The organism is Pontibacter sp. E15-1 (genome assembly GCF_022601975.1).
GTDB lineage: Bacteria > Bacteroidota > Bacteroidia > Cytophagales > Hymenobacteraceae > Pontibacter.
In genome coordinates this window covers 19,919-45,138 of the sequence record NZ_JAKVIR010000009.1, presented here as the reverse complement: position 1 = coordinate 45,138, position 25,220 = coordinate 19,919, and the positions used below count along the sequence as shown (strand labels likewise).

21 protein-coding genes are annotated in these 25,220 nt (G+C 52.9%); 5 read left to right on the top strand and 16 right to left on the bottom strand.

What is annotated here, in order from left to right; all coding sequences use genetic code 11:
- Positions 1-821: 821 nt before the first annotated feature.
- The 4 genes from feoB to MKJ04_RS07710 form a co-directional block, all read right to left on the bottom strand.
- Positions 822-2,978: a ferrous iron transport protein B gene (feoB, locus tag MKJ04_RS07725; protein WP_241641014.1), complete on the bottom strand. Its 2,157-nt coding sequence runs from the start codon at positions 2,976-2,978 to the stop codon at positions 822-824.
- 12 nt (positions 2,979-2,990) lie between these two features.
- Positions 2,991-3,242, bottom strand: coding sequence for a ferrous iron transport protein A (locus MKJ04_RS07720; RefSeq protein ID WP_241641013.1), 252 nt, complete (start codon positions 3,240-3,242; stop codon positions 2,991-2,993).
- 467 nt (positions 3,243-3,709) lie between these two features.
- Complete coding sequence (locus MKJ04_RS07715; protein ID WP_241641012.1) at positions 3,710-6,166, bottom strand: bifunctional UDP-N-acetylmuramoyl-tripeptide:D-alanyl-D-alanine ligase/alanine racemase; 2,457 nt, start codon at positions 6,164-6,166, stop codon at positions 3,710-3,712.
- 57 nt (positions 6,167-6,223) lie between these two features.
- Positions 6,224-7,027 (bottom strand): hypothetical protein, encoded by an 804-nt coding sequence (locus tag MKJ04_RS07710; protein WP_241641011.1) that lies wholly within the window; start codon positions 7,025-7,027, stop codon positions 6,224-6,226.
- Positions 7,028-7,171: 144 nt separating this feature from the next.
- Between MKJ04_RS07710 and MKJ04_RS07705 the strand changes: the two genes are divergently transcribed.
- Positions 7,172-8,122, top strand: coding sequence for an EamA family transporter (locus MKJ04_RS07705; protein ID WP_241641010.1), 951 nt, complete (start codon positions 7,172-7,174; stop codon positions 8,120-8,122).
- Positions 8,123-8,216: 94 nt separating this feature from the next.
- Here MKJ04_RS07705 and MKJ04_RS07700 read toward each other — a convergent pair whose 3' ends face one another.
- The 4 genes from MKJ04_RS07700 to MKJ04_RS07685 form a co-directional block, all read right to left on the bottom strand.
- Positions 8,217-8,519, bottom strand: coding sequence for a hypothetical protein (locus MKJ04_RS07700; protein WP_241641009.1), 303 nt, complete (start codon positions 8,517-8,519; stop codon positions 8,217-8,219).
- Positions 8,520-8,879: 360 nt separating this feature from the next.
- Positions 8,880-11,468, bottom strand: a complete 2,589-nt coding sequence (locus tag MKJ04_RS07695; RefSeq protein WP_241641008.1) for a DUF5686 and carboxypeptidase regulatory-like domain-containing protein — start codon at positions 11,466-11,468, stop codon at positions 8,880-8,882.
- A gap of 191 nt (positions 11,469-11,659) precedes the next feature.
- A complete protein-coding gene (locus MKJ04_RS07690; protein WP_241641007.1) occupies positions 11,660-12,283 on the bottom strand; it encodes a hypothetical protein in 624 nt (207 codons plus the stop codon).
- Between the two features lie 166 nt (positions 12,284-12,449).
- Positions 12,450-13,319, bottom strand: a complete 870-nt coding sequence (locus MKJ04_RS07685; RefSeq protein ID WP_241641006.1) for a DMT family transporter — start codon at positions 13,317-13,319, stop codon at positions 12,450-12,452.
- Positions 13,320-13,521: 202 nt separating this feature from the next.
- On the opposite strand from MKJ04_RS07685, the gene MKJ04_RS07680 reads away from it, so the two are divergent.
- A complete protein-coding gene (locus MKJ04_RS07680) occupies positions 13,522-14,004 on the top strand; it encodes a regulatory protein RecX (protein ID WP_241641005.1) in 483 nt (160 codons plus the stop codon).
- A 314-nt stretch (positions 14,005-14,318) separates the two neighbouring features.
- Here the strand turns inward: MKJ04_RS07680 and MKJ04_RS07675 are convergent, their stop codons facing one another.
- From MKJ04_RS07675 to carB, 6 genes are all read right to left on the bottom strand, one after another.
- Positions 14,319-14,954 (bottom strand): DUF4230 domain-containing protein, encoded by a 636-nt coding sequence (locus MKJ04_RS07675; protein ID WP_241641004.1) that lies wholly within the window; start codon positions 14,952-14,954, stop codon positions 14,319-14,321.
- A gap of 139 nt (positions 14,955-15,093) precedes the next feature.
- A complete protein-coding gene (locus MKJ04_RS07670) occupies positions 15,094-15,993 on the bottom strand; it encodes a 1-aminocyclopropane-1-carboxylate deaminase/D-cysteine desulfhydrase (protein ID WP_241641003.1) in 900 nt (299 codons plus the stop codon).
- An 89-nt stretch (positions 15,994-16,082) separates the two neighbouring features.
- Positions 16,083-18,527: a YfhO family protein gene (locus tag MKJ04_RS07665; RefSeq protein WP_241641002.1), complete on the bottom strand. Its 2,445-nt coding sequence runs from the start codon at positions 18,525-18,527 to the stop codon at positions 16,083-16,085.
- Between the two features lie 44 nt (positions 18,528-18,571).
- A complete protein-coding gene (locus tag MKJ04_RS07660; RefSeq protein ID WP_241641001.1) occupies positions 18,572-18,850 on the bottom strand; it encodes a DUF4834 family protein in 279 nt (92 codons plus the stop codon).
- Positions 18,851-19,015: 165 nt separating this feature from the next.
- Positions 19,016-19,384: an endonuclease domain-containing protein gene (locus tag MKJ04_RS07655; RefSeq protein WP_241641000.1), complete on the bottom strand. Its 369-nt coding sequence runs from the start codon at positions 19,382-19,384 to the stop codon at positions 19,016-19,018.
- 107 nt (positions 19,385-19,491) lie between these two features.
- Entirely contained in the window at positions 19,492-22,305 is a 2,814-nt protein-coding gene (carB, locus tag MKJ04_RS07650) for a carbamoyl-phosphate synthase large subunit (protein ID WP_241640999.1), read from the bottom strand.
- A gap of 318 nt (positions 22,306-22,623) precedes the next feature.
- Here carB and MKJ04_RS07645 point away from each other — a divergent pair, with 318 nt between their 5' ends.
- The 3 genes from MKJ04_RS07645 (at position 22,624) to MKJ04_RS07635 (ending at position 23,963) form a co-directional block, all read left to right on the top strand.
- A complete protein-coding gene (locus MKJ04_RS07645) occupies positions 22,624-22,845 on the top strand; it encodes a hypothetical protein (RefSeq protein WP_241640998.1) in 222 nt (73 codons plus the stop codon).
- A 258-nt stretch (positions 22,846-23,103) separates the two neighbouring features.
- Positions 23,104-23,505, top strand: coding sequence for a hypothetical protein (locus MKJ04_RS07640; protein ID WP_241640997.1), 402 nt, complete (start codon positions 23,104-23,106; stop codon positions 23,503-23,505).
- A 227-nt stretch (positions 23,506-23,732) separates the two neighbouring features.
- On the top strand, positions 23,733-23,963 hold the full coding sequence (locus MKJ04_RS07635; RefSeq protein ID WP_241640996.1) for a hypothetical protein: 231 nt from the start codon (positions 23,733-23,735) through the stop codon (positions 23,961-23,963).
- A gap of 77 nt (positions 23,964-24,040) precedes the next feature.
- Here the strand turns inward: MKJ04_RS07635 and MKJ04_RS07630 are convergent, their stop codons facing one another.
- On the bottom strand, positions 24,041-24,487 hold the full coding sequence (locus MKJ04_RS07630; protein ID WP_241640995.1) for a hypothetical protein: 447 nt from the start codon (positions 24,485-24,487) through the stop codon (positions 24,041-24,043).
- A gap of 184 nt (positions 24,488-24,671) precedes the next feature.
- Positions 24,672-25,184, bottom strand: coding sequence for a hypothetical protein (locus MKJ04_RS07625; protein ID WP_241640994.1), 513 nt, complete (start codon positions 25,182-25,184; stop codon positions 24,672-24,674).
- Positions 25,185-25,220: the final 36 nt, after the last annotated feature.

Here is a 25,220-nt window from a genome sequence, read left to right as displayed (position 1 = left end):
TAAATTGCGGTGTCAGATAAAAGCGGCATCCGCGACTACATACTGAAAATATGCACTAAACTAGATTAAGAATACTTCAATGATGCTATATAAAATTCAGTCGTTCCTTAAAGTATTCGGTTGTGTAAAGCTAAAGACTACAGCGAGGGGATTGCACAGATACAGCCGCTAATCCGGCTTGTATGCCTGCACATACACTGGCAGTCAGGCCCAACTCCTCCTAAGAGAAAGGGCATTTGATAACGGAGAAAAGGTTACGTTGACTTTGATAGGAAGAGGTTAACAGTAAAGTTTTCTTCATGTATAAAAGTGCTTTTAAATCATTTTACACCAAGTTTACCTAATTTATTGTTTATTAACAAATAAGTAAGGTGCTTATGCATAACATTTTCTTTGGGTTCGATAAGCCTCAAAGCCCTAAAGCATTGCAAATCACACCAATTTTTCTTAGTTGTTTTATAAAATACTTTTCCCTCATTTAAGTAAAAATAAATTTCACCTGAGTTCATAAATAAATTACTATTAAACAGTGTCATTTGTTACAACTTTAATAGTAAAGCGATAAAAGAGTGATACCAAGTATGCGTGATTAATTTGCTGAAATAAAAATTTGATACTTGCACTCATGCAATCATATATAACATCCTATATATGCATCTAATAATTATCTTTCCCCAATGTTAGGTAGTTATGCATACTATAGCGCTATCGGCTTAAGACCTTCATACATAAAAGCCATTACGCAGTTGGATGCTACAGGGTAGCCTGGGCCACTGCACTTGCAGAAGCGGGGGGGTGGAGTAGACGAATGGAAGGAAAAATCAGCTGAAGATCTGGTAGGTGATAAAGGCCATTACGTAGGCGAGGCCGCTCATGTAGAGCAGCTGCGCCATGGGCCAGGTCCAGCTTTTGGTTTCGCGGCGCACGATGGCCAGCGTGCTCACGCACTGCATCGCGAACAGGTAAAAGATCATGAGGGAAAATGCGCGGGCTGGTGTAAAGAAGGGGTCTCCGTTGGCGTCTTTCTCTGCCATCAGCTTCTCCTTGATCGTGCTTACGTTCTCTTCCTCACCGATGCTGTAGATTGTGGAGATAGTGCCGACGAACACTTCGCGGGCGGCGAAGGAGGTAAGCAGAGCGATACCGATCTTCCAGTCGTAGCCCAGTGGCCGGATGGCGGGCTCGATGGCGCGGCCGACCAGCCCCGCGTAAGATGACTCCAACTGGTGCGAGGCAATCAGGTTCTCGGTCTGCACCTCCGTCAGGTTTTGCGCCTGGGCCTCGGCTAGTGCCTGCACCCGGGCTTGCTCAAAATTGTTGCCGGGGCCATAGGAGGCCAGTACCCACAGGATGATCGACACGGCCACAATCACCTTTCCGGCCTCAAACACAAACGCCTTCGATTTTTCCAGGATTGTCATGCCCACGTTTTTCCAGCGCGGCATCTTGTATACCGGGAACTCCATGATAAAGTAACTGCGCTCACGGGCTTTCAGGATCGTTTTGAGCAACAGGGCCGAGAATATGGCAGCCAGGAAGCCGATCACATACAGCCCCATCAGCACCAGGCCCTGTAAATTCAGGAACCCGAGGTAGTATTTATCCGGCACCACCAGCGCGATCAGCACGGTATATACCGGTATGCGGGCAGAGCAACTCATCAGCGGCGTCACGAAGATCGTGATCATCCGGTCTTTCCAGTTCTCAATCGTGCGCGCCGACATCACTGCCGGCACGGCGCAGGCCACCCCGGATATGAGCGGCACGACGCTCTTGCCGTTCAGCCCGAACTTGCGCATGATCTTGTCCATCATAAAAGTTACGCGGGCCATATAGCCGGTTTCCTCCAGAATGGCGATAAAGGCAAAGAGGATGGCAATCTGGGGCACGAAGATCAGCACGCCGCCCAGTCCGGCAATCACGCCCTCGGTCAGCAGGTTCACCAGCGGGCCCTCAAAGTTCTGTTGGATCAGGCTGTTCAGGTTAGCGATGCCCAGGTCGATGAGGTCCATCGGGTAGCTGGCCCAGGCAAAGATGGCCTGGAAGATAAGAAACAGTATGGTGAAGAAAATCAGGTAGCCAAACACCCTGTGCGTCAGAATCTGGTCGAGGCGGTTGCTGAACTTCTCGTTTGTCTCGGCCTTCTCCACGCGAACCACGTCCAGCAGCATGCCGTTGATGCGGGTGTAGCGGGCGATGGTCTCGTCGGCCTGCAGCGCATTGGAATGGAAGTCGGCTTTTTCCAGTTGTTCATCCAGCCACGCCACGTCCTCCTCCCCAAGGAATTTTAGACTCTTATTATGATGCGCGTATTGCAGCGCGAGGTAATCGTTCTTTAGCCCAAACCTGGACTTTATATTTTGCAGCAATGGCTGTAATTCCGCGGGCACCTCGAAAAAGGTGGTCTTGGTGGGCTCCAGTTGCTGCGTCATCACTATTTTCAGGGCGGCCACCCCTACCCCTTTGCGGGCATTCATGGGTATAACCGGCACGCCCAGTTCCTTGTGCAGGGCAGGTATGTCAATCTTTACCCCTTCCTGCTCGGCCACGTCCACCATGTTGAGGGCCAGCACCGCCGGAATCTGCAGGTCCGCCAGCTGCGAAAAAAGCAGTAGGTTGCGCTTCAGGTTCGAGGCGTCGGCGGTGACAATCACAAGGTCTGGGTAATGGGCTGACTGAGGGTCGTAGAGCAGGTCGATGATCACGCGCTCGTCCAGCGACTTGGGGTATAAACTGTAGGTGCCCGGCAGGTCGATGATCTGGGCCTTTAATTTGGGCGTAAGCTGGCTGTAGCCTGTTTTCTTGTCTACCGTAACACCCGGGAAGTTGCCCACCTTCTGGTTGAGGCCAGTCAGCTGGTTAAACAGGGAGGTTTTCCCTGAGTTTGGGTTGCCAATCAGGGCAATTTTGGCCACCGCAGGCTGCAAGGGAGGCCGCTCGACCTGTGATATGTCAGGTTGGGTAGTTACGACAGTCATGTATGAATTTTACTACTGCTTGAGCAATATGGTCTCGGCTTCGTCTAAACGCAGGGAGAGGGTATAATTATTCACGATGATCGTGATGGGGTCGCCAAAGGGGGCGCGGCTGTTCATTTTTACCGGTGTGCCCGGTATACAGCCCATCTCAAGCAGTTTTAAGCCCATTTCGGGGTCTTTGAGGCAGCAAATAATGCCTTGCTCCCCTATCTTCAGGTCGCGCACGCTCTTTTGGCCCTCCTGCTCTTCTACCGTTTTTCGCACCTCTCTTGTTTTTATTTAGACTGTTTATAAACAACCGCAAGTTACAAGGTGTTCAGGTTTAAAGCAAAAGAATTCAGGATTTGGGGCTGAGGAGATGTTGTTATTTGGGAATGAGGGAATTAGCGGGGTATAAATACATAGGAGAAGGATAGCCTGCTTTTGAAACACTACCCGTTTTGCGCTTTTCCACCTGAAGCAGAACCCTCGACAGAATATCTCCTATTTTACCGGTCAGGGAAGGCTTACATGGTCCATCTTCTTGAAACGCCTTGCTTGTTGTGAAATCATACAACCTTGATACAGACATTTGTTGATGCAGACACGCAATAAAATGTAGATGCTCAACAAAATGTAGACACTTAACGAAACATAGACACTCACAGGAGCTGCGCACGCTGTGAGGTCAGTACAGGTTATGAGAGGTCATTACAAGTAAGGTGATTGGATAACTATCCAACAATCAAAGACTACTCCGCATAGAAGATTCGCTTTACCCTACTGCTGACGTTGGTGAGCAGCTCATAGGGTATGGTGCCGATACTTTTGGCGAGCTCTACCAGCGTGAGCCGTGGCCCAAACACAATGGCTTCGTCGCCCGCTTTTACGGGCAGGCCGGTTACATCTACCATGCACATGTCCATGCACACGTTGCCGATGAGCGGGCAGCGCTGCCCATGGATAAGCACATGCCCGACGCCGTTGCTGAAGCGGCGGTCGTAGCCGTCGGCGTAGCCAATGGCGATGGTGGCGATGGTGGTATCGGAGGCAGCCATACCCTTCCGGCTATACCCTACTGTTTCGCCCTGCTTAATCTGCTTCACCTGCGATACCGTGGTTTTGAGCGTGCTGACCGGTCGCAAGGCCTCCTGCGCCGTGCCTGTCGCTTCTACACCGTAAATGCCAATGCCCAGGCGCACCATGTCCAGTTGGTGCTCCGGGAAGCGCACAATGCCCGCCGAGTTCAGGATATGCTTGATGACGCTATACCCCAAACGCGCCTCCACCTCAGCTGCCATACCCCTGAACTGGCTAATTTGCTGCTGCGAGAAATCGTTGTGCACGGCCTCATCCGCCCCGGCCAGATGGCTGAAGGCACTGACCACCTGCACCTGTGGGTGCTGCTGCAGGAGTATGAAAAGCGCGTCAAAATCCTCTGCCGTAAAACCGAGCCGGTGCATGCCCGTGTCCAGTTTCAGGTGAATTTTGGAAGGAGCACCCTTCTCCAGTGAGCTAACAAAAGCTTCCAACTGCTCTGCCGAGTATATTTCCGGTTCCAGGGTATACTGCCGGAGTTTGGCAAAGCTGTCCGGCGAGGGGTTCATCACCATAATCGGCAAAGTGATGCCGTTCTCGCGCAGCATCACGCCTTCGTCGGCGTAGGCCACAGCCAGGTAGTCCACGCGGTGGAACTGTAGCAGGTTGGCCACCTCGAAGCTACCGCTGCCATAGGCAAAGGCTTTCACCATCACCATCAGGCGCACGTCCGGGGCCAGCTTGGAGCGGTAATAGTTCAGGTTATGCACCAGCGCATCCAGGTTCACCTCCAGCACCGTGCCGTGCACTTTTTGCTGAAAGGCCTGCACGATCTTCTCGAACTCAAACACGCGCGCCCCCTTCACCAGGATCAACTCGTTCCGGAACTGTGCCGGCTGAAACTGCGCCAGGAAATCTGCGGTGGAGGTATAAAACTCGGTGGGCACCGAAAACAGGCTGCTATACCTGCTGACTTTCTCGCCGATGGCGATGAGCCGCTCCACACCCCGCGCCTGCACCAGTTCCGCCACTTGCCGGTATAGCTTTTCCTCGGGCAAACCCGATTCCAGCAGATCAGAAAGGATGACGGTATGACGGCCGCGCTGTGGTTGGTTCATCAGCAGGTCGAGGGCGATGGCCAGACCGGCGAGGTCGTTGTTGTAGGTATCGTCGATGAGGTAGCAACTGTTGATAGCCTCTTTCATCTCGAGGCGCATGGCCACCGGGTGCAGGCGGTCCAGCCGGTCCTGAATCTCGGAGAGCGGCAGGTTGCGGTATAGCAGAAAGGCCACGCAGTGCAGGGCATTCTCCACCGAGGCCTCATCGGTAAACGGAATGGCCAGGCGCTCCTTCCGGCCCTGCCACTTAAACACGATGATCGTTTTGTGGCCTACCGTGGACGTCCCTGAAATGGTCACATCCGCTGCCTGGGTGCGCGACCAGGTGAAGCTTTTTATACCCTCCGCCTGTACGGCCTCGTGCACCAGGGTATGGTCAGCGCAATAGAAAAGCAGGTCTACGCCTTTAAACAGCTGCAGCTTCTCGGCTACTTTCTGCTGGTGCGAGGCAAAGCCTTCGTCGTGGGCACTGCCGATGTTGGTGAAAATGCCCAGCGTGGGCTGTATCACGCGCTGCAGCTTCTCCATTTCGCCGGGCTGCGAGATGCCTGCCTCAAAGATGGCGAAGGTATGGTTCTGGTCCATTTGCCACACGCTCAGCGGCACACCCAGCTGCGAGTTGTAGCTGCGCGGGCTCTTCACGGTCAACTCGTCAGGACTGAGCAGTTGCGCGAGCCATTCCTTCACGATCGTTTTGCCGTTGCTGCCCGTAATGCCCACCACCGGAATCTGAAACCTGGACCGATGCCATGCCGCCAATTGCTGCAGCGCCGCCAGGCTATCGGGCACCTGCAGGAGGTTCGCCTCCGGATAGCGTTGCCTCAGTTCGGCTGCATCGCCCTGTTCCACCACAAACTGCCGCACGCCCTGCAGGTATAACTGATGCAGGTACTTATGCCCGTCGTTATACCTCCCCCGGATGGCAAAAAACAGCGTGCCCGCCGGCTGCGAGAGCTTGCGACTGTCGGTGAGCAGGTGGATGATGGGCAGGGGCTGTGCGAGCTGCAGCAGTCCCCCCCCAAAAACAGTATATAACTGGTTAAAGTCAAGCATGGCACGGCGTTTATCTAGCCCAAATTTAAACAACCTGCGCTAGAATGAGAAACGGCCTTATTTGCCCAAGTGAAGCGTAATCCCTAAGAACGAAACCGGGGTGTATTGCAGGGAAGTAGTCTTATCTCTGCTGTTTCCTGCATATGGGTCATAGTAATAAAAGTTGTGATTACCCAATTCAGACGGAGTGACCGTATAGTCTGTTGAGGAGCGGCTGATATTTAGTTGCGTTTCCGCTGTAACAGAAATCCTGGGATGTAAAAAGTAACGCGCACCCAAAACAGGCGCCAAGGCAATGCCCAGCGAAGTAGACTTCTTTTTAGATGCGTCTTTGTACATTTTCGATTCAACGTCATCTTGCTTGCGGAGGTAAAGTGAATATTCGCGCTCTTCTACACTGCGGCTGAGCTGCAGGTCACTGCCATAATGCACCATAAACCGCCCAAAGTACTGCTGCCACTCGTACCCAACAGAAAGTTTCAGGTTGGTAGACTGTAGCGTTTTGTCACTGTAGTATAGCATGCTGTAGTTGCCTGATGTCACCTCTTCGGATGATAATAGGTCATCAAGTGCGTCTGAAGTAGTCTTTTGATGATTGAACTGTAAACGGTACCGGAAGGCGGTGTAGCGCATCCCCCACGTCTTAAGGCGTTTTTCCTTGTTTTTGCGAAGCAAGACATCCCCTTGCCCATAGTTTGAGTTAAAGAGAAACTTCATGTCTGCGCTGAAGTCCCAATCAAACCTTTTAAGGTCGTCAGCAGAAGTGGTTTGCTGCTGTTGCGCATACGCCCTGTTACTGCACAACAGGACAAAAAGGAGAAGCAGACCAGTAAGGCGAGGTAAGCAGGAATTTGTTTTCATAGAGGAAGGATTTATAATACAAGATAATCATATTTTAATACATAATAATCATCTGTTTAAAACATCTCCTGAATTGTACCTCAGACAAGCTTCGTTTCTGAGGGAATTCCTTACTTTTGCGCACTTTTTCAGCGTACTTCTTCTATGGAAACACCGAACACCAAACCATACTATACCGCCGGCATCGCGGCTTTCGTCATCTGGGGCTTCATTCCTTTTCCGCTGAAGGCGCTGGCGGCATACCCTAGCGGGCAGATTCTGTCGTTCCGGGTGGCGCTGTCGGTGGTGTTGCTGCTGCTGATCCTGCTGCTGTTCCGGCGCAGGCAGCTGCAGGAAACCATTGCGCAGGTGAAAAGCGCCGTGCCCCGAGAGAAGAAACTTTTCGCGCTGTATACCTTCCTGGGCGGCCTGCTGCTTACCGTCAACTGGCTCGCGTTTATCTACGTCATCAACCACATCAACATCCAGACGGGCTCTTTCTCCTACCTCCTCTGTCCTATCCTGACGGCGGTGCTGGGCTTCCTGCTGCTGAAGGAGGAGCTCCGGGCCAACCAGTGGCTGGCCATCGGGCTGAGTGGCCTGAGTTGTGTGCTGGTGGGCTCGGGCGAGCTTTCGAGCCTGCTGTTCAGCCTGCTGATCGGGCTGAGCTATGCCTTTTACCTGATCACGCAACGCCTCCTGCGGGCCTACGACAAAATAGTGCTGCTCACGCTGCAACTGCTACTCTCTTTTGCGCTGCTGGCACCGTTCTATACCTATTTCAAAGGAGACAGCCACCTGGCACTGGACACGCACTTTTTCCTGAACATCGCGTTGCTGAGCGCCGGGTTCACGGTGCTGCCGCTTTTCCTGAACCTGTTCGCCCTGAAAGAGCTGACCTCGGGCACGATCGGCATCCTGATGTACATCAACCCGATCATCAACTTCATGATGGCTTTTTTGTATTTCGGCGAGAAAACTACCCCTACCCAACTGCTGGCCTACCTTATTATCTTCATTTCGGTGATCATCTATAACCTGAACCTGAAGGGCCGCAAAAAAGACGGCAACGGCCTGGTTATACCTCCTGTGGGCACTACCGCCGTGGTAAAATAAAGATAGCCCCGGCAGTTGTAACTGCCGGGGCTATCTTTACTGATTTTTATATACTCTTGAAGCAACCAGAGATCGCGCTGATTGCCGAAGAAACTTACTGTTTCTCTCTTTTCTGCCTCTCCATATCCAGCTTGTGCAGCTTGCGGGCGGTGGTGTCTACGTTGGAGTTCATGTCTCCGAACTGGTTTGCCTGCTCCTCGGTCACGGCGGTATCACCAATGGCTGACGGGCGCGGCTCGTTCAGGTGCTCGGCGTCTGTCATGTCCACAATCGCCTCAGAGGTGCTGGTGTCGTCGGTTGGGTTCGTTGCGGGGCGCTCGCCGTTACAGCCAAAGCCTGTTACCGCCGCAAACGCTACGGCTATACCTGTTTTCATTATATTTGATGCTTTTTTCATAGTCAGTTTTTATTGGTTATTGCGCTATTTTTAACGGTCTGCACGCTAATAGGTTATATGTGGGAGTTCTGAGTCGCGAGTTCTGAGTTATGAGTGGTCCAACCACCCCCTGCCCCTCCTTGTCTTTTTCGAGGGCCCCTACCCCCAGGAGGGGAGTCTGCTGTTGGTTTTAAAACGCTATGTGTTGTAGCTTCTGGAGAAGAGTTTATTTACAAACTGCACCTTAATTTATACCTCCATAAAGAAAAAAGCTGAGCTAAAAGTTATAGCGGAGAATGAAGCAAGAAAAACTCCCCGCCTTAGACAAGGAGGGGGCTGGGGGTGGTTGGATACAATCTGCACCAGAATCCTGTGATTCCCCTAAAACCCAACCCCAACCGTTATCCCGGTTCTGGCTTTGTTGCCTTCCTGGAAAGAGGTGACGAAATCGACGCGGATGACTTTGAAGATATGCTCGATGCCGAGGCCGAGCTCCAGGTAGTTGCGCGATTGCTGGGTTTGCAGGTAGTTCAGGCTAAACACTTCCTGCCACTTCAGCTTGCGGAACAGTGGGATCTTGTTGAATAGGAAGCCATTGAAATGATGTTCGTAATGCCCCTCCAGATAGCTGTTGTTGGTGCTGTAGCGGAAGTAGTCCAGCAGTTGGAAGCCCTCGTATACCCCGGCAAACAGCGTGCGGTTGCCGTTGAAGTGCTTGTAATCGATCAAAGACATTTTCTTTCTGCCCCAGAACGTGCCGCCGGTTACGCTGTATTTGCTGCGGCCCAGTAACCCAAAGCTCATATCGTCGCTTATGCGGAGGGCTGCAGTCTGGAAGGCCACATCGCTGCCCAGGGCGTTGATGCCAGTGCGGTAACCGAGGGAGAAGGTGGGGTATTTGGAGCCGAGGTTTATCTTGTTGTCGGGGCGGGTGATGTACTCCTGCCCGGGCCGGTAGCTCACGCTCAGCGTCAGGGTCAGGGCGTCGTGCTCCGGGAAGGAAGCGTCGGGCAGTTCGGCATTTACCGGCACGTTGGAGGTAAAGCGACTCGTTACCTCATCCATACCCTTCCGAAAGCTGAAGTCGGCGGTGTTTTGCAGCGGCATGCGGTGCGCGTAGTCTAGCCAGCCATTCAGGAACACGCCGTTCCAGGGCTCGCCGCGGTATGTCAGGCGGCCGAAATCACGCTGGTAGAGTTTCATGTAGTTACGTTCGGCCAGCAGGGTATACAGTGTGTTCACAAAAGGCGAAATGGGCTCCACGCTGCTGATTTGCTCCACATACCGGCCTCCCTCCACCGAAATGGTGCTGTTATCAATCGGGTTGAAATTATACGTCAGGCGCAGTTTGGCATTCAGTTTCTCGTTCGAAAAGCCGTAGCGCACCGAAGGCGCAATCTCGTAGCGGGTACGGTCTTCGAAGCGTTTGGTATACTCCAGCCGCACATCGGCCACCATACCTTCCACGGTGTTATACTGCAAAATGCTCGGACCGCCCGTTACGCTCAGCAGCGGGTTTATACCATAGAATTGGCGTTTAAAGGAATTAGAGTAGGTATACCCCCCCACCAGGAAGCTGCCAAACGAAGGCTTGTTGCGCACGCGGTCCAGCGAGTCCTGGTAGGGGCGGGATTTTTTGATGACCTCCAGGCTGTCTTTTTTATGGTAGTCCGTTACCTCTTCCTGCGTGAGCGGCACCGGCCGCACGGATGCCCAGTACGCCGCGTCGCGCTCGTTGGCCTCCTTCTCCACCACCAGTACCTCCTTGCTGAACAGCTGCTCGTCTACAATCGGTTGCTGCGCCTCCGGGTCTGCCTCCTTTGGCTTGACCAGCCTGAATTTCTCTTTCTTGGGAGGCGCAACGGCCACGACTGCTTCTTCGCTTGGCTCCGGTTCTACTTCCTCCAGCTTCGGAGGCCGGGCATAGGCGGGCTGCACTTTGTAGTTCGAGTATACCCCCATCGCGTAGCCGCCGCCCTTAAAGCCCAGGCCCGCCGCCTCGAAGCTGAAGCGCTGCGACACCGGCATCCATACCTGCTCGGCCACCGGGGCGTATACCTGCCGCACCCGTATCCAGTCCACAAACTCGATGCCCGAGGCTTTGGTCAGCATCAGGTCGGTGCTGTGGATGCGCCAGCTGTCGTCTACGATGTAGATATTGCCCGAAAACACAGGGTCGTTCTTGCGCCTGGGTATAACTTTTATCTTGTTGATGGTGCGGCCGCTTTCCTGAAACGTGCCCAGGTACTCGAAGCGGTAGTAGAACAGCGCGTTGCTGGCCAGCGGCGACACGAAGCCGCGCTCGCTCAGGCCCTCCACCTTCAGCAGGTTATCGTAAAAGCTGATGCTCATCTCGGAGGCCTGGTTAAAGCTGAAGCCTTTCTTCTGGCCGCTCACCTTGCTCGAGATCATGCGCTCGTTTATCTTGTTAGGCTTCTTAAAGCTCAGCTCCGACACCGACTCCGACAGGTATACAATGCCCGTGTCCACGTCCACCACTTTTATACCCAGCACCTTGGGCGGCACTTTGTCCAGGCGGTACACGCCTTTCATGTATACCCGCGCGCGCCAGGCGTTCACCTCGTTCTGGTGGTACTTGCGCAGCCGGATGGCCTTGCGCATGATGCCGTAGGCCGGGTCTTCATCGGCGGCCCGCACCACCACCTCTTTTAGGTTCAGGATTTCGGGCTGTAGCTGCACGTTCAGTTCCTGGCTGCCCTCGCCCACCGTCACCGTCTCGAAGCGGGCGCGGTAGCCGACATACTTAAACTCGAGGGCATAGGTGCCGGGGCGGAGTTGCAGTTGGTAAAGCCCTTCGTCGTTGGAGGCAGTGCCGCTGGCAGTTTCCTTGATGTAGATGCTGGCAAACGGAAGCCCCTGCCCATTCTCATTGGTGATACGCCCATGCAGCACCCCGGCCATCGTGACGGCAGGTAGCAAAAGCAGCAAGAACAGGTAAAAGTGGCGCATGGGATATGTGGAAAGGGTATATATTAGGCTCGTTTCAGTAGTAATTTTATAACGCAGAAAATGGGCTAGAACGTTTAAGTGAGGGGGAGATTAACGGACTTGCCTATAATGTGGCGAAGCTAAATTATAGGCATGGTTAGGCTGAGTAATATTTTCACATGCATAAGAACCTACTGGCAGCCTATGCAACTTTAATACACTTTGAAAAGGTAACGGTAATCAGGTTCTGGACTTACAGGTTCTCCCCACCAACTCTCATAAAGGTATTGATGATAATCAGTGTTAGTAAGTGAAGTTGAGAAAGAAGCTTTACTGCATTCATCGCCTGTCCTCCTGCCATTGCTGAGACCGCTTCCTATGATTAATGAATAGGTCCCTCTTTTTTTCGGTATGATACCCACTTTTAGAATATACTTTTCTCCTTCTTCTTTATACCGAATTTGCTGCGCTCGCTCGGGTGTTGGTATTTTCTTGGAATTATATATCATGCCATCAACATTAAAGTAGTCAAAGCTGTAGACAGCATCAAGCGTACTTTTATTAGGTGTGAGTTCTAAAACCCCAAGTGTATTTCCTATACCAGTGGAGTTAGTATAAACAACCGCTTCCTGACCTCCTACAGGTCTCATAGTAGAAGGAAACTCAGAGATTAAGTAAAGTGTGTCACCTACCTGTATACTGTCCTGCTCAGGAGTGAAGTGAGCAGTAACAGCGAAGGAGTAGACAGGTTCAGGATTAAAACAAACAGGGTCTGGGCAGCCTGTGAGGGTCAGTGCTGCCGCAAAGGAAAGCAGGTAAAGTAGATTTGTTTTCATATAAGGGTAGTATCTCTATGGTTGATTTATTTTGGTTCAGTAACGCTTATTTAGCCTAACTTATAGATATGCGTACCTTATTACGTTTAGCCAACAACCGTTGTGCCGATAACCGTAATTGAATTGCCGAATATACTATATAGTAGATTCTTATAAAATGTAAAAATTAGTGTGCTCGCTGATGTAGTGCCTCCCGCTTCGCCAGCCGGTTTTTGTACCGCATGTTCAGCACCACGCCCAGCAGTACCAGTCCCATACCGGCATAGGCGCCCGCATGAAACAGCTCTCCGAAAAGCGCATACCCCAGGAACAGGGCATAAATGATTCCGATGTAGTTGAGGTTGGCCACTTTTGAGATTTCTTCGGATTGGTACGACATCGTCATGTAATACTGCCCCAACTGCGTGAGCAAGCCCACCAGCAGCAGCAGTGCCCAGTCCCAGCCCTCGGGCTGCACCCAATGGAACAGCGCGTAAAGGCCCACCGCCGGCAGCGCAACCAGCGGAAAGTAAAAGATGATGACCAGGGGATGCTCCTGCGTGTTGAGTTTGCGCACGATGGCGTAAGCGAGGCCCGTAAACACAGAACTCAGCACCCCGACCCACAGGTAAAAGGTATCCACACTGGTTTCCACGCCCTCAATCACCAGCACGCCCGCAAACGAGAGCAGGAAAAACGCCCACTGCCAGGGCCGCACCCGCTCCTTCACGATAAAAAGCCCCAGCACCGCCGAAAAAATAGGCGACATGTACTGCACCGTAGCTGCCGTGGCCAGCGGAATATGCTGCAGCGTGTTGAAAAACAGGATCAGCGCTGAGGCCCCGGCTACCCCTCGCGCCACCAACCATACCTTGTTGTGGCCCCACACGCTCACGTTTGCCCGCCGCAAATAGGCATAGCTGATCACGAGCGAAATAACGGACCGGAACAGGATCACCTCCGCCGCCGGAATGTGCGCCACCAACTTCACGCAGACGTTCATCAGCGAGAAGAAAAGCGTAGACAGCAGCATGTACTTCACTCCTTTCGTCAGCATCTTGGCTTTCAGTTTGATTAAAGCTGCGAAGGTCGTGGTTTTGCTGCGTGATTGCTACTTTTGACAGTATAATAGCGGGAATGCCTACCGGCTTCTGCGGAAAAGTAATTTGGCCGCGTTGCAATAGGGCCTTTGCCTAACTTAGCCGCCTCAGAACCTTGTGCCGTGGCAGCATGTTTAGCTAAAAAGAAAGAGTAGAGATTTGGAGCGACAAAAGAAACAGCGGTTTTATACCCCCAAGGAAGCCTTGATTAAGGTGGCGGCTTACTGTGCCTACCAGGAGCGCACGCAGCAGGAAGTGCGCACAAAACTTTTTTCCTATGGCCTTGAACCGGACGATGTGGAAGAACTGATTGTGCGCCTGGGCCAGGAGAAGCTACTGGACGAGGAACGCTACGCGCAAAGCTACGTGCGCGGCAAGTACGCCCTGAAAAAATGGGGCCGCCGCAAGATAACCCAAGGCCTCAAAAGCAAAGGCATCTCCGATTACTGCATCAAGCAAGGTATGAAAGAAATAGACCCGGAGGTATACGAAGAGAACCTACTGAACCTGCTGGAGAAGAAAAACGCCACTGAAAAAGAAAAGAACCCCTTCACCCGCCGCCAAAAGCTAACCTATTTCCTGATGAGCAAGGGGTATGAGGGTGACCTGGTGCAGGATGCGTTGAAGGGACTGGAAGAGTAGGTGCTGGGGAAAGTGTAAATACCGGGTCAAACCACCCCCTGCCCCCTCCTTGTCCAAGGCGGGGAGTTTTACCTCTCCCCAGCCCTCTCCTAAAAACAGGAGAGGGAGTTCTATACCTCCTTCTGTAAAGCTTATAGAGTATAATTATAGCTATTGCTGGTTTACCCTAACTATTAAACAGCAGCTATAGAACATATGGCTTGCCGTGGCAACAGCAGACTCCCCTTCTTAGACAAGGAGGGGCAGGGGGTGGTTGGATAAAAGCTAGCCAAACGCCAAACCACCAGCAAAGCCCAGCAACAACCAGCAAGCAACTACCGCTTCCTCGGCGGCTGCGGGTTTTGGATGCGGCGTTGCGGCACCAGCACCACGCGGCGGCCGGTGATCTCTTCCAACATCGGCTTCAGGATGCGCTCTGCGTTTTCGGTAGTTTGGCGCAGGATGCCGGAGTTGAGGGCGGCTTTTTTTACGTTCTGCTCCGCGTACTTATACCCCTCCTCCACCAATTCCGCATCCTGAAAATACGTATTCTCCTTGCTGAACACCTTGGACTTGCTGTGGTCTACCTTGTAATAGCATATCTCGGGGGCAGGCAAGGCCACCTGCACCAGCGTATCTCCCTGAAACCGGATATCGGCCTGCGTTATTTTGGCGAAGTCCACACAGCCCACCGCCTCCCCCGACACGATCAGCACCAGTTTAGAATTGGGTACAAACCGGGAAACAGACTTCTCATACTCCACCACATCCCTGAAATTATAGCGCACCAACTCCATCTTGCCCAGGTCCTCCACTGACGTCAGCACGGTGTTAAAGTTCACGACTACCTCCGGCTCCTTCTTCTCTTCCGGCTTAGTAAAGAAGTTTCCGAAAATACGCCACAGGAAAACACCGGCCAGCAGAATGAGAATCCAGGGGAGAAGTTTGAACAGGAAACGGAGTAAGGGCATGTGTGAGGGAGTAAGTTTAAAATGCGTGGGAATGTATATTATTTTTATGCTATGTCAACATGAATCATGCCCAATAAGTTACATATATCCTTTTCATAAATGTACTGGTTTGGCCACACCGTCTGTGATGGGCACCCAGCTAAACCTCTACCCCCAAGCGCTGCTTAAAGCCGGCGTTGCCCTGCAAGCCGCCGGTATGGATGGCCACGATGTGGCTGCCTTTGGGGAAATAGCCCTGCCGGATGAGGTCGAAAAGGCCGAAGAGCATTTTGCCGGTATAAATGGGCTCCAACGGGATGTGGTGCTGTTCCTGAAAGGCCTGCATGAACGCCATTAACTCGGGTTTGATTTTCGCATAGCCACCGAAATGATAATCGGTAATCAGGTGCCCGTTACTAAACTCCTGCCCGCAGTAGGTATAAATAAGCTCCTGAATCTCTTTCTGCAGGAAGTCGCCGCCTTTCAGGGCCGGAAAAACCAGCACCTGCTTCTCTCCTTTTAATCCGGCTATAATTCCTGCCGCCGTGCCGCCCGTGCCTGCCGCGCAGCAGATGTAGTCATAGTCTTGGTTGATGTCCTGTATGATCTCGGTGCAGCCTTGCACGGCCAGATTGTTGGTGCCGCCCTCGGGTATGATGTAAGGCTTGCTGTACTGCTCCGATAACTCCTGCAGAAAGGCCGGTTCGTCTTTCTGGCGGTACTGTTCCCGGGAAATGTACTGGAGTTGCATACCACAGGAGATAGCGAATTGCAGTGTCGGGTTGAGCGGCAGATGCTCTTCCCCTCGGATAACGCCAATCGTATCAAAACCGAACTCCTGCCCCGCCGCCGCAGTGGCCGCGATGTGATTGGAATAGGCCCCGCCAAACGTAAGCAGGGTATGGTGCCCCTGTCGCGTTGCCTCTTGTAGGTTATACTTCAGCTTGCGCCATTTATTCCCCGAGATTGTCGGGTGCAGCAGGTCCTCACGCTTTACCCACAGTTCCACTCCATGCGCGTCCAGCAAAGGGTCCGACAGTTGTTGCAGGGGTGCTTCCATAGGTCTAAAAAAGAAGCCCCAGCGATACGCCGGGGCTATGTGTATACATGCTAAACTCAGAACTCGGAACCCATAACTCGGAACTAGCCCTAGACTTTCTCTACGATCTGCACCTCAGTACGCGTTTTCTTTACGCCATACCAGATAGCGCCTATGGTAACGAGTATTAGTAAAATAGAGGATACCAGCGATACGGTGTCGCCGATGGCATACACTTTTGGCGCAAACTTAAACTCGATGGTATGCTTGCCCTCCGGCACTTCCATCGCTCTCAGAATATAATCGGCGCGGAAATGGTCTACCGGCTGCCCGTCGAGGTATGCCTGCCAACCGTCGGCATAATAAATCTCAGAGAACACTACCAGAGCCTCATCCTTGGCGGTATACTCGTATTTCAGGTAGTTTGGCTTGTACTCAGTTAATTTGATGGTGCCGATATCCGCAACGTAATTGCGTCGCTCCACCGGGAATTTGGTCACATCCACCACGGCTGTTGCTCCGGCATCAAACATGGTCAGGGCATCCAGCTCCTCGTCCGGCGACTGCACCGGCTTCACTTCCTCCACAAACCAGGCGTTGCCCAGGGCTCCTGGCACACGCTGCACCGGCTGTTTCGGATCGCCGGTAATGGCGTAACGCGTGTTCAGCATGCGGTATACCTCCAGGTTGTTCTGGGAGATATGGCGGTCGATCACATCCTGGTAACGGCGCAGCTTGGCCCCGTGGTACCCTCCGATGGACTTGTGGTAGTATGAGGTACGGGCGTCGTTGAACGGGTTGGGCAGGTTGATAACGCGGTAACTCAGGTCTTTGTCCTGCAGGATCAGCTGGTCGGCAGGCGTTGGCTGGAAGAAATTCGCCTCTACCTGTGCCTGAAAGTCGTTGTTGTTGAGGTAGCGCTTGTCTACTGTCCAAAGGTCCACGAGGATCAGCGCACCTATACCGGCAATGGCCACTGTAGAGGACAGTTTGTTTTTGAGATAGAAGTAGAGCAAACCCACCGCCAGCACGATAAACACCAGCGAGCGGAACGCGTCTGCCCGCATCAGTCCCTCGCGGTCGGCACGGATGGCGTCAATCGGGAACTGCGCCTGAATCAGCTGCTGGTCGGTGGCAGACACAAAGCTGGCGCTGCCCGCAAACAGCCATACCAACAGGCAGATGCCTGCGGTTATACCTCCCGCAATCAGCAGTTTCTTGTCCAGGTCCTTGATTTCCTCACGCTCGCGCAGTAATTTCCAAAGCGCCAGAATAGCCAGGAACGGCATCGTGATCTGGGCGATCACCAGGGCCGAGGCAACCGCTCTGAACTTGTTGTAGAGCGGGAAGTAATCGAACATGAAATAGTTGAAGGCCTCGAAGTTCTTGCCCCAGGCCAGCACAATAGAAAGGATGGTACCGGCTACCAGCCAGCTGGTCCAGCGGCGGTTCACGATGAAAAGCCCCAGCACAAACAGGAAGCATATAATGGCTCCCACGTATACCGGCCCGCTCGTCATGGGCTGTGCGCCCCAGTACATTGGCAGGCCCTGCTCCACGATCTGCTCGGCCTGCCCTGCTGGCACGCCCATGTTCAGGAAGGCCTTATAGGTTTCGGAGTCTTTATCCAGAGAAGCGCTGGAGCTGCCGCCATAGAAATTCGGAATCAGCAGGGTCATGGTTTCGCTGATGCCGTAGCTCCAGTTAAAGGCGTAATCACGGTCCAGGCCAGAGCCAACCTCCTGGTTGCTGTTCGGCTGCGTGAGCTCCGATTTACCCCGGATGCTGTACTTGCTATACTCAGCGGTAGTGGACAGTCGGCCAAAGTTAACGCCTATGGCCAGAATGGCTGCCGCCAGCAACAGGGCACCACGCTTCAGTAACTCCGCTAAAGAGCCATGCTTGATGGCATAAACCACCTCCACTATACCGAAGATCAGCACCAGCAGCAGCATGTAATAGGTCATCTGCAGGTGGTTGAAGTGCAGGTTCATCGTCAGGCCGACCGCAAACAGGGCCGCCCCGATCCAGAGGTTGCGGCGCAGCGCGTAAATCAGTCCGCCCAGCACCATCGGTATATAGGCGATGGTCAGCGACTTGGTGTTGTGCCCGGCCTCCAGTATAATGATGTTGTAGGAAGTAAAAGCAAAGGCCATAGCCCCCACTACGGCAAGCCACGAACTCATACCCATGGCCACCAGCAGGATGTAGGCGCAGATCAGCGCAATAAAGATATTACCGGCCAGGGCTGGCAGGTTAAACGTCAGGATGGAATGGATATAGCCGGACCAATCGCCGGGAAAGTGGGTTTGGATGAGATAGGCGGGCATGCCCCCGAACATAGAGTTTGTCCAGAGTGCCTCTTCGCCGGTGGCGGCGCGGTAGTCCTGTATTTCTTTGGCCCCACCCTTAAACTGCAGGATGTCGTGCTGGGCCAGGCCTTTGTCTTCAAAGAGAACGGGCGAGAAATACGCCGCTGTCAGGATCAGGAAAATCAGAACAGCAATGAGATGCGGAAGCACATCACGCCTGAAATGGAAGGAACTGGTTGTCATATCTTTCAAAAACCTCAGAATATAGAGATTGAAAGTTAACAGTTTTATTTCACTTCTTCATAATCGACGTACTCCCCGCCGTTGAAATCCTTGCGCTCGGGCTGCTCCGGGATGTAGTCGATCTTCACCTCGCCGCGGGGCTTGCCGTTTTGCTGGCTTCCGTTAGGGCGGGCCTGCTGTTGCTGGTTGGGGTTCATGTTAAAAAAGGTACCGTTGCGGATGCTTTTCTTCACGAACATCGCCAGCAGCCACCTGAACAAAAAAGGCGCGACCAGCCGGATGAGGTATATAATAAGGATTGTGGTTAATATGTATTTGATCATCTAATGAAATGCTTTCTTACGTAACGTGGTCACTGCAAAAACAGTACCTATTCCTTATACCAACTCTTCTGCCTTGTTTTTTGTTCTGTTGGCCTTGAGATGGGTAGCGCAAAGATAATAAATTTCGCCTCCCCCTGCCCCCTCCTAAAAACAGGCGGGGGTATTTTAGGCTTTCCTGAATCCAGCGGCTATTCTTTTCAGTACTGCTTGAGGTTCGTTAAAAACCTCTCCGTTTCTAATGCGGATAACTTTATAGCCCAGGTGTTCCAAGGTCTCGTCTCTAACTTCATCATTGGCTATGGCTTCAGCTGTGTCATGCACAGCGCCGTCCACCACAATTATTAGCTTTTCTGTTGCACAATAAAAGTCCACGATGTAGTTGCCAATGCTATGCTGCCGCCTGAACTTCTGCCCACCGAGCCTGTGCTTACGCAGCAAGTGCCAAAGTTCTTCTTCCGCCGGAGTTTGATTGCTCCGCAGCAAAGCACGCTCTTGCCTTAAAGCAGGCAAACTGTGTAACTGATCTTTCCGCATGATGCTAGGTTTGCCTCATAACACAAACAAACGGCAAGGCTGTTCCCAATAAAAAAAGCCCTCCCCTGTTTTTAGGGGAGGGCTTGGGAGGGGTCAAAATTGGCACCTTACTTACTAAGGTATAAATTCCGCTCTGAGTAAACCTGAGTGAAGTAATCGTCCTGAAGGTCATCAATGAAGTAGATGGCCTCACCCGTGGATTTCATCTCAGGGCCCAGCTCCTTGTTCACTTCCGGGAACTTGTTGTAGGAGAACACCGGCACCTTGATGGCATACCCGTGCTTGTAGGGGTTAAAGGTAAAGTCCTTCACCTTCTTCTCGCCCAGCATGATCTTGGTGGCGTAGTTGATGTATGGCTCGCGGTATGCCTTCGCGATGAACGGGAACGTACGCGAGGCGCGTGGGTTGGCCTCGATGATGTATACCGTTTCGTTCTTGATGGCGAACTGAATGTTGATCACACCCACCGTGCGGAGCGCCACCGCGATCTTTTTGGTGTATTCCTCAATCTGGGCAAGTACTTTCTCGCTCAGGTCGAAGGGCGGCAGCACGGCGTAGGAGTCGCCGGAGTGTATACCGGCAGGCTCGATGTGCTCCATGATTCCGCAGATGTGCACATCCTCTCCATCGCAGATCGCGTCGGCCTCGGCCTCAATCGCGTTGTCGAGGAAGTGGTCGAGCAGCACCTTGTTGCCTGGGTGGTCTTTCAGCAGGTCGATCACATGCGACTCCAACTCTTTGTTGTTGATCACAATCTTCATGTTCTGGCCACCCAGCACGTAGCTTGGGCGCACCAGCAGCGGAAACTTCAGTTCCTTGCTCAGTTGCAGCGCCTCCTCCGCCGTCTCGATCACGGCAAACGGAGGGTATGGAATGTCCAGGTCGCGGAGCAGCGATGAGAACGAGCCGCGGTCCTCGGCCAGGTCCAGTGCCTGGTAGCTGGTTCCGAAAATCTTGATGCCGAAGCGCTCCAGTTTCTCGGCCAGTTTCAGGGCTGTCTGGCCACCCAGCTGCACAATCACGCCTTCCGGCTTCTCGTGCAGGATGATGTCATAGATATGCTCCCAAAACACCGGCTCAAAGTACAGCTTGTCCGAGATGTCGAAGTCCGTTGAAACCGTCTCCGGGTTGCAGTTGATCATGATGGTCTCGTAGCCGCACTCTTTGGCAGCCAACACCCCGTGCACACAGCTGTAGTCGAACTCGATGCCCTGTCCGATACGGTTCGGACCGGAACCCAGCACCACGACCTTCTTCTTGTCCGAAACGATGCTCTCGTTCTCGCCGTCGAAGGTGCTGTAATAGTATGGCGTGCTCGCCTCAAACTCGGCCGCGCAGGTATCCACCATTTTATACACGCGCTTAATGCCCAGCTCTGTGCGCACGCTGTGCACTTCGCTTTCCTTGCAACGCAGCAGGTGCGCTATCTGGCGGTCGGCGTAGCCTTTCACTTTCGCCTCGCGCAGCAGTTCAGTTGGTATGTTCGACAGGTTGAACTTCTCTATTTCCTTCTCCAACATATCCAATTCCTCGATCTGGGCCAGGAACCACGGATCGATCTTGGTGATGTTCTGGATGGTGCTGGTCGGGATACCGATGCGCATAGAGTCTTTTATACTGAACAGGCGGTTCCAGCTGGCGTTTGTCAGGCTGTCGATCAGTTCGTCGTAGTTCGTCTTCTCTTTGCCGTCTGCGCCAATGCCGTTGCGCTTGATCTCCAAACTCTGGCAGGCCTTCTGCAGCGCTTCCTGGAAGGTGCGCCCGATGCCCATTACCTCACCCACCGATTTCATCTGCAGGCCAAGCTTGCGGTCAGCGCCCGGGAACTTGTCGAAGTTCCAGCGCGGTATCTTCACGATCACATAGTCCAGCGCAGGCTCAAAGTAAGCAGAGGTTGTTTTGGTGATGGCGTTTTTCAGCTCGTCCAGGTTATAGCCGATGGCCAGTTTGGCGGCGATCTTCGCGATCGGGTAACCAGTGGCCTTAGAGGCAAGCGCTGATGAGCGCGACACGCGCGGGTTGATCTCGATGGCGATGATGGTGTCATCATCCGGGCTCACGGAGAACTGCACGTTACAGCCACCTGCGAACTGCCCGATGCCGTTCATCATTTTGATGGCCAGGTCACGCATTCTTTGGTATACCGTATCGGGCAGCGTCATGGCTGGCGCCACCGTGATAGAGTCGCCGGTATGGATGCCCATCGGGTCGAAGTTCTCGATCGAGCAGATGATGATGACGTTGCCCACGTTGTCGCGCAGCAACTCCAACTCATACTCTTTCCAGCCCAGGATGCTTTGCTCCACCAGCACTTCGTGCGTAGGCGAGGCATGCAACCCGCGCGTCAGGGCCGCGTCGAATTCCTCCGGGGTATGCACGAAGCCACCACCGAATCCACCGAGCGTAAACGAAGGGCGGATTACAAGCGGGAAGCCGATTTCCTGCGCAATCTCCTTGCCTTCCAGGAAAGAGGTGGCCGTTTCGCCTCTGCACACATTCACGTCCAGTTCCAGCATTTTCAGGCGGAACTGCTCGCGGTCTTCTGTCGTTTCGATGGCTTTGATATCCACGCCGATCATGCGCACGCCGTACTTTTTCCAGATACCGGCCTTCTCGCAGTCAATCGCAAGGTTCAGGGCCGTCTGTCCGCCCATGGTTGGCAGCACCGCATCAATCTGGTGTTTCTCCAGAATCTCGATGATATACTTCTTTTCCAACGGCTTCAGGTACACGTTGTCTGCCGTCACCGGGTCCGTCATAATCGTGGCCGGGTTGGAGTTGATTAGCGTTACCTCTATTCCCTCCTCGCGCAGCGAGCGGGCGGCTTGAGAGCCGGCATAGTCGAATTCGCAGGCCTGGCCGATGATGATGGGGCCGGAACCAATAATAAGAACGGATTTGATACTGGAGTCTTTAGGCATTTCGGTCGGTATGTATAAATTGCCCAAAGTTAGGGCTAAATATTAAAGGAGGCAAAAAGAATATCTTGCTATCTGAAAATCAACTCAATTTTTGCAAATTTAATAAAACTACGGGTGTTTTAATGCCTTTTAGGCGCTATACCCTCCATCTGCCCCTCCAAAATATGCCAGCTGACTGTAAATTCACGGCCATGCCATGCGCTGGAGCTGTGCATACCGCCTTTTTATACCCTGCCCGGAGGTTCGCGCTTCCTCCAAAATAGCACTCAAATCGCCTTGATTCCGTAAACACAAACTGAAACTTAACGCAAGAACCCCATGGATACACCAAAAGACGAGGACATCATCACAAACGCGGATGAGAGCAAGCGACTGCCCGAGGAGAACCCGGAGCCGCTGACCGGCCATAAAAAAGAAGAGACGGATATACTGGAAACCGGCTTTGAGGGCAAGGAGGAAGCCGGGAACGTGGCCGCCAAAAAAGAGGAAGACACCCGGGAGCTGGACGGCAGCAACGCTAACACGCTGCGCACCAAATAGCCCGCCGACACGTTTACTTCTGATACAATGCCCAAGCGGCAGCCCGGGCAAGCAGGTGCTTGTGGGCTGCCGCTTGGGCATTGTATTGGGCCATGGCTTTTACGAAAAAGCACGAAAAACGCTTACCGGTTTAATGATTTTCAGGCTCAATGGCTATTTATCGCAGATAGACAGGCCTCTAAAATGAGTTAAAGCCTTTGTTATTTACATGCTTCTTAGTAATATTAGTATATGTAAATACCTAAAAAGCTGCAGCTTATGACTTTATTCGACTCTGAATATTTGCACCTCGAATACTACGCGGCGCACCACGTGCTGGTAAGCCAATGGTATGGTGGCTGCAGTAGTCAGCAGTATCGCGAGGCGGTGACCAACACCTCCAGCTACATCCAGAAGATGCGCATACCCTTTGCCATTTCAGACCGGCGTCTCCTGCCCCCGCTCTCCCCGGAAGACATTGAGTGGTCGATGCACGAATACATAAGGTGCTTTGCCAAGCTTCCTCTCAAGCGCTTTGCCATCATCAACAGTTTTGACGAGCAGGCGTCAGCACAGTTGCACCTCTTCCTGAACAACAGGCAGTATCCGCTTCCCTTCAAAACACAGGTGTTCGAAGACCTTACCTCGGCATACGAGTGGCTGGTTTCTGTGGAAGCCTGACCCAACTCATCTTTTCCTCCATACCTCTAAAAAGGAGGCTGCGTTCCCACTGTTCCAACTTCGCCAGACACATCCCGGCATATAACGGTATCCGACGAGAGGCCCACCGCTTTTCCGCAAATTTATACCTCCATCAGAAAGGCAGCTTTTGCAAACGGCATCCTATCAAAATCTGCGCGCGCGCCGTACAACAGGAATCAGAAATTTAACCTCTAAAAAAGAAAACGATGAAAAAGACATATGCATTCCTGATCTCAGGCGCATTGCTGAGCATGAGCCTGGCGGGTTGCTCCAGCGAGAACACGACCGGAGTTGACACCCAAACCACCACCAACGAGGTTGACGGAAAGCTGAACGACCCGCAGGGAGGCACCGTGACTGAAGAAAACGTGAGCCCACTGGACACGGCAGACACGAACAATAGCATGGACGCCGAACAGCAGACAGACAACCAGTAGGCTGGCAACCAAGCACCGCTGAAACAGCGAGGGGGAGGCACCGTAATGGCGTCTCCCCCTCGCTGTTTCAGCAGTGCTTACTCTTTGTCGTTGCTGAGGGCATACCCTACAGCGGCGGCCACCAAGCCCCCCAGCAGGTAATACCCCACGGCCAGCACCTGCGTCTCGGTGGTTTTGTTGCTTGGCTCCTCGCCTAATCCCAGCGGGCCGGGCAGCAACACGGCCCCCGCCCCTGCAGCAGCCCCTAACACAGACCCGCGCCACCAGGCGCTATTGCCCGTGCCAGACAGGCTATAGTATAAAGAGTTGGAGATGATATCGCCGACCAGCGCCCAGGCATGCAGCTTTTTGTCATCCTGTGGCGGTGTAAGGTCGGCCTTCTGCATCAGCTTCGAGATAGAGCGCATGCCCAGCACATCCATACGTGGCGCATTGGGGTTCACGCGCCTCACTGTTTCGTGCACTGCCGTCACGACGCAGGCACCAGCCAGGCCACCTGCAAAAGCTTTTAGTATATCGTTCATTGGGATAAGTGTTTCGGTTATTTAATAGATGAATGAATACCCATGTATAGCCCGTAGTGGCCCATAAGGTTGCACGCAATGTTGGAGGCACACATTTCTGCCGAAGGCTGGCAAAAAAAGAGAGCCGGACTAGCTATAGCCCGGCTCTCTTAGAAGTGCCGCTGTTAGGTATGCAGCAATGTGCTTATTTTACTCTTGCATCCACGGCAGAGCTTCCGCTCGACCTGCCGAAGGATTTATCGTTCTTCTTTGCGCTTATTTTTTCTTTTGCAGAAGACGTAAGCGCGTTGGTTTTTGCCTTGATCTTGTTTTTGTTGCTCGACCCCAGGGCCAGCCAGCCGGCACCCAGTGCCAGCAACGATCCGCCCACTACCTTTTGGGTGGTAGAGAGGCTGTTGATTTTCTTCGCGATTGGTCTTGAGTACTCCTGCAGCTTGTCCTGTATGTTTTTCATGCTGTCTTTGCCCGAAGTGGCCTGCTGGTGCTGGCTGCCTGTTCCCTGGGCCGACTGGCTATTGGTGCTGCCTGTGGAGGCAGAGTTGTTTGTGCTCATGCTGCGCTGTGAGGTGCTGTTGCCCTGCGCAGAGGTATGGCTAGCCGATGTGGAGGCACTGCCGGGTGTTGAGTTGCCCTGACTTTGATGCTGAGGGGTTGCCTGTGATTTATTATTCGTGTTATTATTCGTGTTATTTTCCATGGTTTTCGTCTGATTAAAATTAAAATACAATTTTAT

Bases quoted from the DNA above. Each gene is read 5' to 3' on its own strand.
- feoB (WP_241641014.1), bottom strand. From the start codon at position 2,978: ATGACTGTCGTAACTACCCAACCTGACATATCACAGGTCGAGCGGCCT.
- MKJ04_RS07715 (WP_241641012.1), bottom strand. From the start codon at position 6,166: ATGCTTGACTTTAACCAGTTATATACTGTTTTTGGGGGGGGACTGCTG.
- MKJ04_RS07710 (WP_241641011.1), bottom strand. From the start codon at position 7,027: ATGAAAACAAATTCCTGCTTACCTCGCCTTACTGGTCTGCTTCTCCTT.
- MKJ04_RS07705 (WP_241641010.1), top strand. From the start codon at position 7,172: ATGGAAACACCGAACACCAAACCATACTATACCGCCGGCATCGCGGCT.
- MKJ04_RS07700 (WP_241641009.1), bottom strand. From the start codon at position 8,519: ATGAAAAAAGCATCAAATATAATGAAAACAGGTATAGCCGTAGCGTTT.
- MKJ04_RS07695 (WP_241641008.1), bottom strand. From the start codon at position 11,468: ATGCGCCACTTTTACCTGTTCTTGCTGCTTTTGCTACCTGCCGTCACG.
- MKJ04_RS07690 (WP_241641007.1), bottom strand. From the start codon at position 12,283: ATGAAAACAAATCTACTTTACCTGCTTTCCTTTGCGGCAGCACTGACC.
- MKJ04_RS07685 (WP_241641006.1), bottom strand. From the start codon at position 13,319: ATGCTGACGAAAGGAGTGAAGTACATGCTGCTGTCTACGCTTTTCTTC.
- MKJ04_RS07675 (WP_241641004.1), bottom strand. From the start codon at position 14,954: ATGCCCTTACTCCGTTTCCTGTTCAAACTTCTCCCCTGGATTCTCATT.
- MKJ04_RS07670 (WP_241641003.1), bottom strand. From the start codon at position 15,993: ATGGAAGCACCCCTGCAACAACTGTCGGACCCTTTGCTGGACGCGCAT.
- MKJ04_RS07665 (WP_241641002.1), bottom strand. From the start codon at position 18,527: ATGACAACCAGTTCCTTCCATTTCAGGCGTGATGTGCTTCCGCATCTC.
- MKJ04_RS07660 (WP_241641001.1), bottom strand. From the start codon at position 18,850: ATGATCAAATACATATTAACCACAATCCTTATTATATACCTCATCCGG.
- MKJ04_RS07655 (WP_241641000.1), bottom strand. From the start codon at position 19,384: ATGCGGAAAGATCAGTTACACAGTTTGCCTGCTTTAAGGCAAGAGCGT.
- carB (WP_241640999.1), bottom strand. From the start codon at position 22,305: ATGCCTAAAGACTCCAGTATCAAATCCGTTCTTATTATTGGTTCCGGC.
- MKJ04_RS07645 (WP_241640998.1), top strand. From the start codon at position 22,624: ATGGATACACCAAAAGACGAGGACATCATCACAAACGCGGATGAGAGC.
- MKJ04_RS07640 (WP_241640997.1), top strand. From the start codon at position 23,104: ATGACTTTATTCGACTCTGAATATTTGCACCTCGAATACTACGCGGCG.
- MKJ04_RS07635 (WP_241640996.1), top strand. From the start codon at position 23,733: ATGAAAAAGACATATGCATTCCTGATCTCAGGCGCATTGCTGAGCATG.
- MKJ04_RS07630 (WP_241640995.1), bottom strand. From the start codon at position 24,487: ATGAACGATATACTAAAAGCTTTTGCAGGTGGCCTGGCTGGTGCCTGC.
- MKJ04_RS07625 (WP_241640994.1), bottom strand. From the start codon at position 25,184: ATGGAAAATAACACGAATAATAACACGAATAATAAATCACAGGCAACC.